Origin of the sequence: Microcystis sp. M_QC_C_20170808_M3Col (assembly GCF_007095505.1) — a bacterium.
Lineage (GTDB): Bacteria > Cyanobacteriota > Cyanobacteriia > Cyanobacteriales > Microcystaceae > Microcystis.
On sequence record NZ_SFBY01000289.1, the window covers coordinates 1 to 15265 of the forward strand.

14 protein-coding genes and 1 pseudogene are annotated in these 15265 nt (G+C 44.4%); 5 read left to right on the forward strand and 10 right to left on the reverse strand.

The genetic code is table 11. The features are described from left to right. Positions 1-522 precede the first annotated feature (522 nt). Positions 523-1035 (forward strand): dihem cytochrome c family protein, encoded by a 513-nt coding sequence (locus EWV84_RS12985; protein WP_287078313.1) that lies wholly within the window; start codon positions 523-525, stop codon positions 1033-1035. A 54-nt stretch (positions 1036-1089) separates the two neighbouring features. Here the strand turns inward: EWV84_RS12985 and EWV84_RS12990 are convergent, their stop codons facing one another. Continuing rightward, positions 1090-1953 carry a helix-turn-helix domain-containing protein gene (locus EWV84_RS12990; RefSeq protein WP_287078314.1) on the reverse strand — a complete coding sequence of 288 codons (864 nt, stop codon included), beginning with the start codon at positions 1951-1953 and terminating at the stop codon, positions 1090-1092. A 382-nt stretch (positions 1954-2335) separates the two neighbouring features. Here EWV84_RS12990 and EWV84_RS13000 point away from each other — a divergent pair, with 382 nt between their 5' ends. Beyond that, the gene (locus EWV84_RS13000; RefSeq protein ID WP_287078316.1) at positions 2336-2839 is read left to right on the forward strand and encodes a MogA/MoaB family molybdenum cofactor biosynthesis protein; all 504 of its coding nucleotides are present in this window, start codon (positions 2336-2338) and stop codon (positions 2837-2839) included. 1 nt (position 2840) lies between these two features. Here EWV84_RS13000 and EWV84_RS13005 read toward each other — a convergent pair whose 3' ends face one another. Further along, positions 2841-3452 (reverse strand): DUF8692 domain-containing protein, encoded by a 612-nt coding sequence (locus EWV84_RS13005; protein WP_287078317.1) that lies wholly within the window; start codon positions 3450-3452, stop codon positions 2841-2843. 134 nt (positions 3453-3586) lie between these two features. On the opposite strand from EWV84_RS13005, the gene EWV84_RS13010 reads away from it, so the two are divergent. The 3 genes from EWV84_RS13010 to hpsU all read left to right on the forward strand — a co-directional run bounded on the left by EWV84_RS13010 (position 3587) and on the right by hpsU (position 6028). Next, positions 3587-4252: an urease accessory protein UreF gene (locus EWV84_RS13010; protein WP_012266864.1), complete on the forward strand. Its 666-nt coding sequence runs from the start codon at positions 3587-3589 to the stop codon at positions 4250-4252. A gap of 229 nt (positions 4253-4481) precedes the next feature. After that, a complete protein-coding gene (locus tag EWV84_RS13015; protein ID WP_286825867.1) occupies positions 4482-5432 on the forward strand; it encodes a glycosyltransferase family 2 protein in 951 nt (316 codons plus the stop codon). 5 nt (positions 5433-5437) lie between these two features. After that, positions 5438-6028, forward strand: coding sequence for a hormogonium polysaccharide biosynthesis acetyltransferase HpsU (gene hpsU, locus EWV84_RS13020; protein ID WP_286825866.1), 591 nt, complete (start codon positions 5438-5440; stop codon positions 6026-6028). Positions 6029-6147: 119 nt separating this feature from the next. Here hpsU and EWV84_RS13025 read toward each other — a convergent pair. From EWV84_RS13025 to EWV84_RS13060, 8 genes and pseudogenes are all read right to left on the reverse strand, one after another. Then, a pseudogene (locus tag EWV84_RS13025) lies at positions 6148-6252 on the reverse strand (DUF29 family protein); the annotation flags it as partial. Between the two features lie 217 nt (positions 6253-6469). Continuing rightward, complete coding sequence (locus EWV84_RS13030; protein ID WP_287078319.1) at positions 6470-8221, reverse strand: mechanosensitive ion channel family protein; 1752 nt, start codon at positions 8219-8221, stop codon at positions 6470-6472. A 171-nt stretch (positions 8222-8392) separates the two neighbouring features. Further along, positions 8393-9796, reverse strand: a complete 1404-nt coding sequence (gene gad, locus EWV84_RS13035; RefSeq protein WP_287078320.1) for a glutamate decarboxylase — start codon at positions 9794-9796, stop codon at positions 8393-8395. A gap of 218 nt (positions 9797-10014) precedes the next feature. After that, on the reverse strand, positions 10015-10308 hold the full coding sequence (locus tag EWV84_RS13040) for a hypothetical protein (RefSeq protein ID WP_287078321.1): 294 nt from the start codon (positions 10306-10308) through the stop codon (positions 10015-10017). Positions 10309-10337: 29 nt separating this feature from the next. Further along, positions 10338-11099 carry a Coq4 family protein gene (locus EWV84_RS13045; RefSeq protein ID WP_287078322.1) on the reverse strand — a complete coding sequence of 254 codons (762 nt, stop codon included), beginning with the start codon at positions 11097-11099 and terminating at the stop codon, positions 10338-10340. Between the two features lie 51 nt (positions 11100-11150). Beyond that, positions 11151-11756, reverse strand: coding sequence for a hypothetical protein (locus tag EWV84_RS13050; protein ID WP_287078323.1), 606 nt, complete (start codon positions 11754-11756; stop codon positions 11151-11153). A 96-nt stretch (positions 11757-11852) separates the two neighbouring features. Next, positions 11853-12527, reverse strand: coding sequence for a MarC family protein (locus EWV84_RS13055; RefSeq protein ID WP_286825860.1), 675 nt, complete (start codon positions 12525-12527; stop codon positions 11853-11855). 175 nt (positions 12528-12702) lie between these two features. Continuing rightward, complete coding sequence (locus EWV84_RS13060; protein ID WP_287078324.1) at positions 12703-15072, reverse strand: arylsulfatase; 2370 nt, start codon at positions 15070-15072, stop codon at positions 12703-12705. Positions 15073-15265 lie beyond the last annotated feature (193 nt).

Genomic DNA, 15265 nt, shown 5'->3' on the forward strand with positions numbered 1-15265 from the left:
ACTTAAACTAATAAAACGAAGAGGCTATGGCTTTAGAAACTTTCGGAATTTTTGGGTTAGAAGTATGTTATCTTGGCATCTTGTCTGTTGATTTAGCATAAAGAGTAACGAAGAGCCATTAATGGGGGGATTAATTCTCCCCTTTTAATGCTCCCGTTCAAGTAATTTTGATACAAAAAAAGTTAAGAGGCTCTTCTCGACTTTGTGTTATAATTTTTGCTTATGAAACCGTGAAATACCTATCAAGCAAGACTTTTAGGACTATTTTGACGTTCGGCGATGCTCAGTCGAGCCGAGGAAGAAACTAGAAAATATCAGTATAGACCTCGTTTCCACACATAAACCAGAAGAACCCAAATACTGATGGGCAGTCAGGAGTTTAAACTTGTGGAGAGACTGTAAGACTCCTTGGGATTCGTCTCAAAAAGCAGGTTTCTGTGAAGCAAGAATCTCCCATCACACAGCTTGGCATTGTGATGGCGAGAGTGTCACAATTGTGTTCAATTACCCGTCATCCCAGTCATGCCTTCGAGCAGTCAAGTGAAATCGATTTTTTTTCTTATCCTCTTTCTCCTCAGTATTCTAGGGGGTATTCTACTGGCTTCGCTACTTAAACAACCAGCGATCGCCCAATCTCCCTCCTCGGATACAGTGCTGAATCGTTATCAAATTGGACAGCAAACCTATCTAGAAAATTGTGCCACTTGCCATATTGCCATTCCTCCGAGCATCCTACCCAGTCAAACTTGGAAAAAAATCCTAGAAAATCCTAATTCTCACTATGGTATCCGTTTAAAACCAATTGTTGGCATTACTCAGCGTCTTATCTGGGATTATCTCAGTTATTCTTCCCGCCCTCTTAGGGAGACTACTTTTGTTCCCCTCCTAATTGAACAGTCCACCTATTTAAAAGTTTTGCACCCTAGGGTCAATTTACCTAATCCTATCGGTCATACCACCTGTGTCACCTGTCATCCCAACGCTTCCCGCTACGATTATCAAAGCCTTACCCCCATCTGGGATGATGCAGCCTAATCAGTGATCAGTTTTCAGATGCGAGTTTTTAGTTCACTGATTACTGATTACTGTTTACTGATCACTGAGAGGAGGTGCAGTTAGGGTGATTTCGCCAATTTGGCCAGCTTTACCCATTAATTGGGCCGGTTTTTGGTTAAGAGAGATTTTAACACCACCAGCATTGCCCGATCGAATATTTAAACTCTTTTGGGCTGTCCAAGTTTGTTTAGTACCTGGTTGGAGATTGCCTTCATGGACTTTTTTGCCATCGGCAATTACCCTTACCCAAGCGGCCTGTTCAATAGTTACTTCGGCTGAGAGGGGAACTTTTGACTGAGGAGAAGGGGAAGGAGAGGCTATCGGTGCGGGAGGGACTACCGGCGCGGGGGAAACCACGGGGGAAGGAGAGGGAGTAACGGCAGGGGCGTTAGAGAGAGGGGGACGGAGGAAAAGATAGCCAATACCACAAAATATGCCCGCCAGCAAGCCTAGCCAGAGATACATCCCGAAAAAGGTTGATTTAGCCGGTTGGGGGCCAGTTTCTGGGGCTGGTTTTTCTGGTTTCACCGGTTCCACTTTTGGGGCAGCGGGTTCAGCCTTGGGGAGAGGGGTAACTTTTGTGGGCAGTGTTTTCGGGATAGTTACCTCTTGAGCTAATTGTTCCGCACTAGGAGACAAGCGATCGGCTAAAGCTTTACCATCAATTTTTAGAGCATCACCGTAGCGTTTGATAAATCCCTTGACATAAATTAATTCTGGTAATTTCTCCCAATTCCCCGTTTCCAACGCTTCTAGCATTGGTACTCTAATCATCGTCAGGGCGGCGATATCGTCTATGCTCAGGCAGCTTTCTTCCCGCTTTTGACGTAAATAAGTCCCGATTTCCTTGATTTGTTCGGCTTGTAGGGGACTGAGTTGACTCATAATTCCAGTCATAATCTATACCAACTTAGATGATAATCTCGATTTTGTTATTTTGGGATAATCTGTTCTCTAGAAGCTCCTTTCACCTTGTCATCATTACCGGCGAAAAGGTTCCAAAAACCAGCAAAAATCAGCAATACTTGCAAAACTTAAGTTTTTTATTATAGGGTGACTGCACTGACCAGATAAATCTAAAAACCTTGTTGGATAAGACTTTTAGACCTTTTTGAAATCCAAAAGTGCCAGGACTGGGAGTGAGCAGGGGGAAAATTAAGCTACTTTTTCCCTGAACATTAGGTAATTGACCACCTGAAAATCGGTAAAACCCTACACCCCAACCCCCAACCCCCAACCCCCAACCCCCACCGAAAAACTTTTTCAGCAGACCCTAATTATGACCTTTATTCCCCATCCCGACACCACCCCCCTTAACCTTACCTGTGCCGTAGTCACGGTGAGCGATACTCGTACCCCAGAGACGGATAGTAGCGGCCAAATAATTCAAGAGTTACTAACTCGATCGGGTCATGATATCGGCCTATACTTAATTATCCCCGATCAACCCTTACAAATTCAAGCAATCTTACCAGAGATTAGTAATCAAAATCAGATAAAAGTCTTAATTCTCAATGGGGGTACGGGTATTGCTCCCAGAGACAATACCTATGATGCTTTAGTACCTTTATTAAGGATTACTTTGCCCGGTTTTGGCGAATTATTTCGTTATCTCAGCTATCAGGAAGTTGGCTCCCGTGCCATGGCATCAAGGGCAATAGCTGGGGTTTATAAAAACTTATTAGTCTTTTCTCTCCCTGGTTCCACTAATGCCGTTAAATTAGCCCTAGAAAAACTGATTCTTCCTGAAATTTTACATCTGGTTAAACAGATAAATGGATAATTTATTGGGATTTGATCTGGGCTGAAATTTCTTGAAAACATACATCCCAAAAATAGCCAGCTAGATTCACAGCACTTAACAGTTTAGGAATTCCTTCACTTAGACTAGCAAAACCTTGATTTTTAATCTGGAGAAAATCGATAGCGATCGCAAAAGTTAAAAGTGCTAAAGCGATGATTAAAATTTGGTAATAAGTTTGTCTTATTCGCCGCCAAAATGCTAAACCATAAATCAGAATTGCGAGGGCATAAACAGAGATAGTCAAGAATTTGGGAATATTAAAATAGAGGAGAATGATATGAATTCTGAAGATTTCATTGATGGCAAAAAGTCCCGTTATTATACCAGAAAAAAGTAAGAAATGGCGAGAATTATTGAAACTTGTCTTGCGGGACAACAAAGTATAACTAAAAAGGCAAACAATCGGGGGCAGACAACAAAGCAATTGAAAAGAATGGGTTAATAAACCAGCGAGCGGAGTTGGGGGAGTAGCGGGAGGATAAAATAAAAGACTAGAGTGTAATTTTTCCCGATCAACTCCAGCAATCAAAGCTAAAATCAAGAGGAGAACGACAAGATTTATTTTCAGAAAATGCTGTTCTCGTGAGGACATAAGTATAGTAGTTTATAATTGTGGCTATTAACCACGGTATAATTCACAGAGTGCCGCTTTCTACCGGCTCGATCTACATACCGAAGTGCCAAGCATTTCCCTAAATGTGTTAAGGACAATTTTCTCGGTTTTCTATGCTCGATCAAAAAGAACTTTTGTGTTTATTACAATTGGCTAGTCCCATTTTACCCGTCGGGGCCTATAGTTATTCCGAAGGGCTAGAAACCCTCGTCGAAAAGGGGATTATCTCCAATAGTGCCAGCTTAAATGATTGGTTAGAGCGATCGCTTTGTCAAGGCTCGATTCGCTTAGAAACGGCTGTTTTACTAAGGGTATATCGTTGTTTTTGTCAAGAAGATTTTACAAAACTTAATTATTGGGATAATTGGTTATCGGCCACGCGGGAGACGGCCGAATTAAGACAACAAAGCTGGCAAATGGGGCGATCGCTGTTAAACTTATTGCGGGAGTTAGCGCCGGCCAGAGATAATCTACCAGAACAGGCTAATTATGCCACCGCTTTTGCGATCGGGGCAAGTCATTGGCAAATTGGCGAAGAATTAGCGGTTTTAGGCTATTTACACAGTTGGGCAAGTAATTTAATCAATGCGGGATTGCGTTTAATTCCCCTTGGGCAAACCCTAGGACAATCCCTTCTGATCGGTTTACAGCCCAGTTTATTAACAGCAACAGCAGATATTATCAGTTTAGCCGATGAAAACCTGAGCAGTTGGAGTTGGGGACTAAGTTTTGCCAGTATGAACCACGAAACCCAGTATAGTCGTCTATTTCGCAGTTAGAAATTTAGATACTAGAACAGATGTATTGCCTAGCGAATTTTTCGCTATTTTCTGGGAGAATATCCAAGTCTCTAGGAGTCTCTCTCTTAGGTTCAAGCCTAGGGATAGCGTAAAAAACCGAATAAGGTATAGTAAGATTAAAAAAAATCTTAAGTCCTAGTTCTCGCTTTCTGAGTGACTAAGGGTTTTAAGGAAAGATGCGAACACTCTACCTAGCCACAGTGTACCAATGTTTAGTCAATCAGAAAAAATTCCCGTTTCGGTGTTGATTCCCGCCAAAAACGAGGAATCTAACCTTCCCGCCTGTTTAGAGAGTGTTGCTAGGGCTGATGAAGTGTTTGTCGTCGATTCCCAAAGTAGCGATCGCTCGATCGAAATATCTACAAACTATGGGGCTAATGTAGTCCAATTTTATTTTAATGGTCGTTGGCCGAAAAAGAAAAACTGGTCCCTCGATAATCTGCCTTTTCGCAATGAATGGGTATTAATCGTCGATTGTGATGAGAGAATCACCCCCGAACTATGGGACGAAATCGCCACCGTGATCCAAGATTCCAACTATAATGGTTATTATCTCAATCGTCGCGTCTTCTTCCTCGGACAATGGATTCGTTATGGTGGCAAGTATCCCGACTGGAATCTGCGCTTATTTAAACATAAGTCGGGCAGATACGAGAATTTAAACACGGAAGATATCCCCAACACGGGAGATAACGAGGTTCACGAACACGTTATCCTCGATGGCAAGGTGGGATATCTGAAAAATGATATGCTGCACATCGATTTCCGCGATATCTATCATTGGTTAGAAAGACATAATCGTTATTCCAACTGGGAGGCGCGAGTTTATTACAATATTCTCACGGGTAATGACGAAAGCGGCACGATCGGAGCGAACCTGTTCGGTGATGCGGTGCAGAGAAAACGTTTTTTAAAGAAAATTTGGGTAAAATTGCCCTTTAAACCGCTGCTGCGCTTTATTCTCTTTTATTTTATCCGTCTCGGTTTCTTGGATGGCAAAGCTGGTTATATCTACGGTCGTCTTTTGAGTCAGTACGAATACCAAATAGGGGTTAAATTGTACGAATTACGGCAATTTGGCGGTAAATTAAACGTTAATGCCCATGCTAATCCCCCGGTTAAACCCTCGGAACCTCAACCCGCGAAAATGATTAAATAAGTCCTATGTCCCCAGAAATCCGCACCGATGAGGAAGCGTGGCTAGATTTGCGTACCTACGATCAATCTTGGTTTGATCGTGGTCGTTCTAATCCGATTATCCTACTTTGGTGGTTAGTACAGGGAATTCTTTTTCCCCTCAGTTTGCACCAAATGGATAGCTTTCGCTGCGCTATTTTGCGACTATTCGGGGCTAAAATCGGCCTTGGGGTGAAAATTCGCCCGACGGCAAGGGTTACTTATCCTTGGAAAGTTGCGATCGGCGATTATACTTGGATTGGCGATGATGTGGTGATTTATAGTTTAGATAACGTTACCATCGGCAGTCATTGTGTGATTTCTCAAAAATGCTATCTTTGCACTGGCAGTCACGCTCCCTGCGATCGCTCTTTCAGCTTAAAAACCACTCCCATCCTCATTGGTAATGGTACATGGATCGCGGCCGATTGTTTCCTGGCTCCGGGGGTAAAAATTGGCTCTAATGTTGTTATTGGGGCAAGAAGTAGCGTATTTGCCGATATTCCCGCTCAAAAGGTCGCTTGGGGCAGTCCCTGTCGTCCTCAATACGATAGAAAGATGAATTCTTATAGTAGTTAAGCTAAGAGGCATTTTATTATAATCAAAGCGCACCAATTTAATGATAAAGTTAGTGCGTGGCGTGCGGATTGTTGATTTGGTTTTTTTATCAGAGATTATCGCCGTAAACACGCACCCTAAGAGATTATGCGATCGCGCTCCCGTTTCGACAAATCCCGTACCTCTTCGACCAAATTCTCAATATCTAACTCGGAAAACCGACCGGAGGCTAATAAATCGGCCATTTGTTCGGACTAAAGTCCAAAGTCTTGCTCATAGGATGCCGTCATCGATTTATAGCGTTTCCTGTTCACAAGAGGTACATTCTCAATCCTGAAAAGCTTAATCAACAAAGGTTAAAGTGTGCCTCGCAGATGCGAGAACCGCTATATCTCCTTCTAAGCTCAATTAACATTATATTAATAATCCGCCAACAGTGAGTGATTAAAAACGGATTTGGTGTCAAAATGTGTTGTTTTCCTGATTATCTGAAGATTGAACGCGAAAGGGAGGCGCAGCATAATCGGAAGGTAAATAATTTTCGGGAATGGTTGTTGTATTTCCATCTCGTAGGGAGGTGTAACTGGGAGAGAGAATCTCAATCCCAGCTTCATTACACTTGTCTTGAATATTTTGATGGAGTTCTGAATAAATTATTACCATCAAATTGGGTTGGTTAGTGTAAGCGTTTAATTGATAACTGATGTAAAAATTATCTAGGCTAGTTTGCAGGACAAAAGGTGCGGGTTCTTTGAGAATATGGTCAGTTTCTAGAGCAGCTTCAATTAAGGTTTTGTGGGCTTTTCGCCAAGGCAGATCGTACCCTAGGGTAATCGTTGTCTGAATAATTAGATTTCTGTTTAATTCCCGCGAGGAAATACTAAAGTTAATCACATTACTACTTAATAAAGATGAGTTAGGAATAGTAATGATTTTATTAGTGGGAGTGCAAATGCGAATGACTAGGAAGTTTTTTTCAATTAGATCGCCAATTACATCTCCTACTTGAATGTGATCTCCGATGCGAAAGGCACGGGTATAGATAAGAATAATTCCCCCAATAACATTGGCGATCGCCGAAGTAGAACCAAGGGATAAAAGAAGACCAAGAAAAACAGAAACACCGCGGAAAGCCGGGGAATCAAAACCAGGCAAATAGGGAAAAGCAACTATTGCTGCTAAGGCAATAATTATGACTAATAGGAGATTGTAAGTAGGTTTAGCCCAATCAGTATAAAAACCAGGAATAACCAGATTTCCTCTTTCTATTGCCGTAAAAAAGGGCTTGATTAGCCGGATTAAGTAGTAGGTTACAAAAATGATTATGGCAATAATAAAGGCATTGGGAAGATATTTGCCAATGGAGGATAAAACCAGTTCTAATGATCGAGAAAAATAACCTAAAATACTCTCGCCAAAAACTCTTGTCCAGGGAAATAAACGAAGTACAAATGTAGCATAATTGAATGTTAATAAAAACAGAATAAATAAGCGAATCATCCGAAGAACTCGCAGCCAAAAGAAGCTAATTTTAGAGGAAGATACAATCTCAATATTCCCGATTTGAATGCCTGGTGTCAAGGATTCAATCAAACGTCTAATGAAGGGAAATAGCTTCCCTGAAATTTTGATAACTGCAAAGCTAATAATCAAGAAAGAAAAGGTAGCTATAACCGTATAAATGATGTTCTTAAGTAGTTGTTCTGGTTTTCGATCTTGGCGATATTGAGCGATAGCGACCTGAATTTTTTGTAAAGCTTGTTGAGCTAAAACCTCCGGCGTTGAACGATAGGCTTTTGCATCTCGCTCCGTCACCGTTAGAATCACTTCTTGATCTATACTTAAATAAAGTGAGTTATCATCAGGAATCTGCTCAATTGTCAGGTTCTCAATAGGAATAGAATCATTTTGAGCAATTCTTTCAATTCTCCGGGTAATAGTGTTAGCTCTCTCCTCCGCCGAAAATGAAGAAACTCCCCGCCGGATAAAAAAGAGAGTTTTTCCATCTAACATAACTGGAAAGCCGTCAATTTTATTTTCCGGTTGTGTCGGATTTTGAGCGATTCCCAAAAGAGGGGAGGTTAGAGTCAGTAGTAAAACTACAAAAAATATTACCAAGGTATGCCCAATTTTTTTCATCCATCCTCTAGCTTTAGATGGTGTAGTTAGCATTAAATATCTTTGATTAATATCGACAACTGGTACAAATTGCATAGGATTAAGTCAGATTTTTTTGTGTGTAGTCGGGTAAGCTTCAGGCATTACTGTCCTCGATGAGGTGCAGAGAGCCTAGGTTGAGACAGGAGTGGAAAAATTGGCAACACCAGAACTTTGTAATGGTTGCCAATATTTAGGGAATTTAAGCGAGTTTTTCCTCAACATCTGTTAGTGATGGAAATGGGAACCAGATAATTTTGACTGATAATTAGACTGAGATTTAAAGAAGGCGATTGCTGAGTGAATATCCCGCAACAACAGAGCCGCCATATCGCGACTAAATCCCTCCTTGATCACCACGCGCTGCACGGTTAAATCTTGGCGATTTTTGGGCATTGTATAGGCAGGAACTAACCAACCCCGCTCGCGCAATTTATCAGCTAAATCGAATAAACTATAATTAGATTGATCGCTAATTGTCTCCTTTAATTTCCAAGCAAAAACCGGAATAGTGCTGCCATCGGTAATTAATTCAAACGGTCCCATCTTAGCGATTTCCCCCGATAAATACAGGGCCGTATCTCGACAGGCTTGATGAATTTGTCGATAACCCTCTTTACCCAAGCGTAAAAAATTATAATATTGAGCAACTACTTGATTGCCAGGGCGAGAAAAATTCAGAGCAAAATTAGGCAGATCACCGCCTAAATAATTACAATGAAAGATTAATTCTTCTGGTAATTCTTGCCGATCTCGCCAGATAATCCAACCGACGCCGGGATAGACTAAACCGTATTTATGCCCGGAAGCATTAATCGATTTAACCCATTTGAGGCGAAAATCCCAGACTAAATCGGGATCGAGAAAAGGGGCAATAAAACCACCACTAGCACCATCGACGTGCAGGGGAACTTGCCAGCCGGTTTCTCTGTTCAATTTTTCCAGGGCATCATTAATTTCTTGGACGGGTTCGTAACTACCATCAAAGGTACTACCCATAATTGCAATTACCCCGATCGTATTCTCATCAATTAGTTTAATTGCCTCGGTCGCATTGAGATTAAAACGATTCCCTTCCATCGGCACAAAACGCGGTTCTACCTCCCAATAACGACAGAATTTTTCCCAACAAACCTGCACATTAATGCCCATGACTAAATTAGGTTTGTCGGTGGGTTTACCCTCTTTTTGTCGGCGTTTGCGCCATTGCCATTTTAAAGCCATGCCTCCCAACATCGCCGCTTCACTGGAACCAATGGTAGAACAACCAGTTGCCGCTTCGCTTTCGGGAGCATTCCAGAGTCTAGCGATCATATTCACACAACGCAGTTCAATTTCGGCAGTTTGTGGGTATTCATCCTTGTCGATCATGTTTTTATCGAAGGTTTCCGCCATTAATTGTTTGGCTTCCGGTTCCATCCAAGTGGTGACAAAAGTAGCCAGATTCAGGCGAGAATTACCATCAAGGGCGAGTTCATCGCGGATTAAATTGTAGGCCACCGCCGGGGGCATTTCTCCCTCGGGAATCTCGTATTTAGGTACAGCGGAAGTCAGGGCGCGGGAAGCATAGGTGGGGGTAATTAGTGCCTCTTCCGGACTAAGGCGATCGAGATTAATTTTCTGATGAACCATAACTTCCTTAATAAAATATCTTTTTTGCTGAGAGTAAATTACCAATCATTCCAAAAATAATAGCAATAATCGAGACGGATAAAAAATAGGAAAGCATTCCTTGGGTTGCTACCAGTCGCCGCCTCGCCGTACTATTAATACTTGTATCGGAGGTTTGATAATACCCAGAAAACCGCAAGCAAAATGGACGATCGCCTGTGCGGATGCGATCAGATAAATTAATAGTCCGAAACTGCCGGTCGTAAAAATAGGGATTCCAGAAATGCCACCCGATGATTGGGAGATTTTAATAGTTCTAACTGCCAAGGAGCAACGCAAGAAATTCTGTAAGCTAGTAAAGCAATTGCCCCCATCAAAGCGAAAAGAAAAGCTAAAACCAGTCGCAGGGTAATTGCTACTGGCATAATTAAGACAATTAGAGCAACAATTATTTGACAGAGCCAGCGAATTTGAGTATGGCTTGGTTTTCTAGAGGTTTTTTGACCATAGATCAAAGCAGAATTGTCCCTCACTATTCTCACACAAAAATCTGGTGGAAAAATTAAGCGATCGCCGACTGTAATTCCGGGCGACTGTACCAACTCCAGGGACCATCTAAAACTGGTTTAATATTCAGTTCCTGGCGCCATTGATCTAAGGGTTTTTCCCAGCCTTCCTCCCACTTGATCGGGAATAGGGGTTTAGCGTTACGGCCGATGGTAATTCCCTGGGAAATTAGCTCGAATTTGTAACCGAGAGTTTTATTTAAATCGGCATCACTTTCCACCTCATTTAACAGAGTATCACTGGTAAAAAAAGTCATCAGTAAAGAGAGGATATCGATGAGGAGAAAAGTAGGATAACGAGTTTGAGCGACCGTGACAGAAATTACTCCCAATTCTCCAAGAGTATCTAAACTAAATCCGGTGAGAATGTGATGGATATCGTGGGTTTTATCAACGCGAAAACCAATATAGTCGGCATCGGAATCAAATTGCTTGCGTTGGGGATAAAATTGCGGATCATAGCCCAAAGTGTGCATAATTGTGCCGTAAGTCCAACCGAGAGAACCCTTCGGCATTTTTAACATTGCTTCAATATCGTAGGGGTTGCCAATGTATCTTTCTTGCACTAATTGCGCGGAAGCTGGTTCTTGCAGAACTGCTTTTACACATAACTCCATCGGGCGACTATTAACCAATCGGCGCTCGATTTCCCAGACATTAGCCGTATCTTTGCCTCCCCCAGCCGCCAGATCAACAAATTCCAGAAATCGCTGCAAATTTTCGGGTGTGGCTAATTGATTGATGTATCTGTAACTCATGGGATTTTCCTAATCGCTAGATAAATTTACAGGAATAATAGAATAAGCGTATTAATAACGTAGGGGTCCACCGTAACCACCGTATAAACCGACTCCGCGGGTACCGGCCCCCACCCCGTAAAAGCCAGGACCGACACCACCACCAACACCAATCCAATCGATAAATAGGGAAGTTGCCCCGCCGGCCTTGGGTAGAGTCCCTTCGATTAGCTTGTAGCTATAAATCAAGTCCTTGCCATCGATGACGGGATTGCTAATCTCGACGACAACTATAGTATTGTCTTGACGACCAGGTTCGTAGACTGAGAGGGTCGCATTGGGGGGATCGTTAGCAAAATTATCTTTTCCCGCCCGGGCTGTCCACTCATCCAGATAGGCGGCCATGGTCAGATTACCAGCAATCCGGTTCGGGCGATCGGAAAAGTATAGGGTCTGTTTGTTGACATTTACCAAGCGAATTGTTTTTGTGACGGGATCTACCTGAATATCTTCTGCCGTTTGCACGAACATTAACTGCACTTTTTCTTGAGCAGGAGTAGTCTGGGCTACAGAAATATTGGGCATCCCCCAGCTAGTGATTGCCATGGCCGCTACTCCCAGAAAAAGTGTATAACGAAAACGCTTCAGGGATTTGGTCAATTGCTCAGAATTTCTCATGATTGCTCTCCTTAATACCCAGTTTAAATATACAACAGCTTATTTGATATTTTCAGTAATTTTCTTAGCTAACTATTTAGACTAATTAGCAATTTGTTATGATGGCAGTTTAGGAACGATCTGATCGACAAAAATATTAATCAAACCTGTCACCATAAATTGTACTCCGATCGCCGCTACAAATAGCCCCATAACTCGCTGAGTAATACTCAAGCCAATATCTCCCAAAAGTCTTTGTAACCATTTGCCAGCAGCGAGGATGAGAAAGACCAAAAAACTGACTAAAATTGTCATCAAAATCAGTTCAATGCCCATACCGTCACCCAGCTTTGATTCGGCTTCACTGGCATAAAGGATAACGTTAGCAATAACCCCAGGTCCTACCAATAAAGGCATAGCCATAGGAATAACAATTTGCCGATAAACTGACTTAGCTTCGCTGAGATAATCCCCTCCTCGCTCATTAATTAAAAGCTCTTTTGTCTCTCCCCCAGAACCGTTAACAATGTTGATACCGATCATCAACAAAAGCACTCCACCAGCAAGGCGAAAAGAGTCTAAGGTGACACCAAAGAATTTTAGCATTGACGTTCCGATAAACATAAAAATTAACAACAAACACAAGACAGTCAACGAGACAAATAGAGCCACGAGTCGCTGTACTTCTTGACGTTCGCGAGCGGTGTAACTAATAAATATCGGCAGCATCCCCAGAGGATTTAAGAGGGCGAATAGAGTGATGGCAAAGTTTCTAAAAAAAGACCATTCCATAGAACAAAGTTGCTAATTTAAACTCAATTTTTTTGCTTTTAACCGAGGGAAAGTCTAGATAAAACTACCAGCGCGGTTAGTTTTTGCTATAGAAAATTAAACATTGGCTCGCCAGCGATCGCGATTCCTCCCCTAAGACCGAATAAGCGAAACCGTCGATCGCAAGTCCCCTTTTCTACTGCCGGGCCATGATAATTTTCAGACGTTCCTCCTGGTCGATCAGGTGGTCATGATCGTCCGTACCCAGATCCAGTTGAACCCAACCGATCTTGCCGGTGAAACGACTGGTTTTCGAGGTATATTCCGCCGCTACGGGGGTACCGGATTCGTAGCCGATATCCGTGGTCTCGTCCGCAGAGAAAATAAAAGCCTGAGTTCGTTCTACCCGACCCGTACCCACCGGTTGACCGTCGTAGTAGAGGGTGACATTTCCCCCCCGTCCTAAACCACCGCCATCGTAGGCAAACTCCATCCGTACCTGATGCTTACCGGCCGGGATCGTCTCCGTCGCCTCGGTGACAAAACTTTGAATCCCCAGCACGTTATAGACGAACTTGGCTTTTCCGTCGTGGGTATAGACACTCCAACCACCGAAGCGGCCGCCTTGGGCGATAATCACCCCGTCCGCGCCTTCCGGGGGAATGTTCAGTTCCGCCGTCACCGAGAAGGATTTATTTTTGATGTTGATGACGCTATTTTCAGACAAACGCCCCATCCCGGCAAAGAATAATTGCGAGTTTCCCCGCACGAGGGTAGGCCGGCCAGCGGTGGCGGGATCGACCCGTTCCACTTGGCGATCGTCTAGGGGCAGTACATTATACTTAACCGCCTCGATCAGAAATTGTCGCTGTAGTTCGTGCAGTTTCTCTGGCATTTCCCGGGAGAGATCCCGAGCTTGCGTCCAATCCTTACTGCCGTCGTATAGTTCCCAGATATCATCGTCGAAAGGAACCATCGTCTGTCCAGTCATAATCCACGGGGTGCGGTGCTTGGTAATCCCACTCCAACCCTTGTAATAGATGCCCCGATTGCCAAACATCTCAAAATACTGCACATCGTGACGTTCGGGGGCGGCCGCGTCGTTAAAGGTATAAACCATACTCGTACCCTCGTAGGGACTTTGTAGGACACCGTTAACCATAGTCGGTTCGGGAATTCCCGCTACTGCCAACACCGTCGGGGCCACATCGATCAGATGACAGAACTGATGGCGAATCCCACCTTTTTCCGTGATGATTTTGGGATAACGAACAATCGTACCGTTGCGGGTCCCGCCCCAGTGAGAAGCGACCTGCTTCGTCCATTTGTAGGGGCTACTCATCGCCCAAGCCCAACCGACCGCGTAGTGATTATAGGAATCGGGCGCGCCGAAGTCATCCAGTTTCGAGAGGAGAAATTCCGGGGTTTCTAGACCCGCTAATCCGTTAAAGTTGGCCATCTCGTTAAACGCGCCCTGAAGCGTTCCCTCGGCGGATGCGCCGTTATCGCCGACGATGACGTAAACGAGCGTATCGTCGAGGATTTCTAGATTTTCTAAGGCTTGAATCACCCGTCCCACCTGATCATCGGTATGTTCCATAAAGGCGGCGTACACCTCCATCTGGCGCTCTAATACCGGCTTCAGGCGCTCGTCCATGTCATCCCAGGCGGGAATTTCGGCGTGACGGGGGGTGAGTTCGGCATTTTGGGGAATTACGTCCAGTTCTTTCTGTCGGGCAAAGGTAATCTCGCGCTGGTGATCCCAACCGTGAGCGAATTGGCCCCGATACTTGTCGATCCATTCCTTGGGGACGTGGTGGGGGGCATGGGTCGCTCCGGGGGCGAAGTACATAAAGAAAGGCTTATCGGGGGCGAGGGCTTTTTGTTGACTGACCCAAGCGATCGCTCGATCGGCCAGATCTTCGGTCAGGTGATACCCTTTCTCCGGGGTTTTCGGCGGTTCGATCGGGATTGTTCCCTCGTACAGTGCCGGCTCCCACTGGTTATTCTCGCCACCGATAAAGCCGTAGAAATACTCGAATCCACCCCCGCCGGAGGGCCAAGCGTCAAAGGGGCCGATCGGGCTGGTTTGCCAAACCGGTACCTCGTGACACTTACCGAACTGCGCCGTGGAATAGCCGTTCAGCTTCAGGGTCAAGGCGAGGGGGGCTTTGGTGTTGGGACGAACGGAACTCTGCCCGGGGGCGGAGGTGGCGGTTTCGGTGATGTTGCCCATGCCGACCGAGTGATGATTCCTTCCGGAGAGCAAAGCCGCGCGGCTGGGAGAGCAGAGGGCAGTGGTATGAAAACGGGTATATTTTAGCCCCTGTGCCGCTAATCGCTCGAAAGTGGGGGTATTGCACGGCCCACCGAAGGCGCTGGAGGCTCCGAAGCCCACGTCATCGAGCAGCACGATCAGCACGTTGGGCGCGCCGTCCGGCGGTCGGATATCTCGAATCGGGGGATAGTCAGTGTCTGGATTCTTCGCGTCGTAGGTGATTAGACCGAAGGGGGTCAAGTCGGGAATCGGTAGAATTTGGCGTTGGATCGGCTTATCTTGGGACATAGTTCATTTCCTCTGTTGACATACTCTCCCCGTCACAGCGTAGCTTGACGGGGGATTCTTTTCCACATCGCTGTTTTGACATCCTCGCCGCCGTAAAACGGACGGCGATTCCTCACCACGCCACTTTTTTAGGGTGGTCGCGTCAACGGGGTTGACGCAGATAGCGAAAAACGCTTAATTGCTTAAGTCTGAC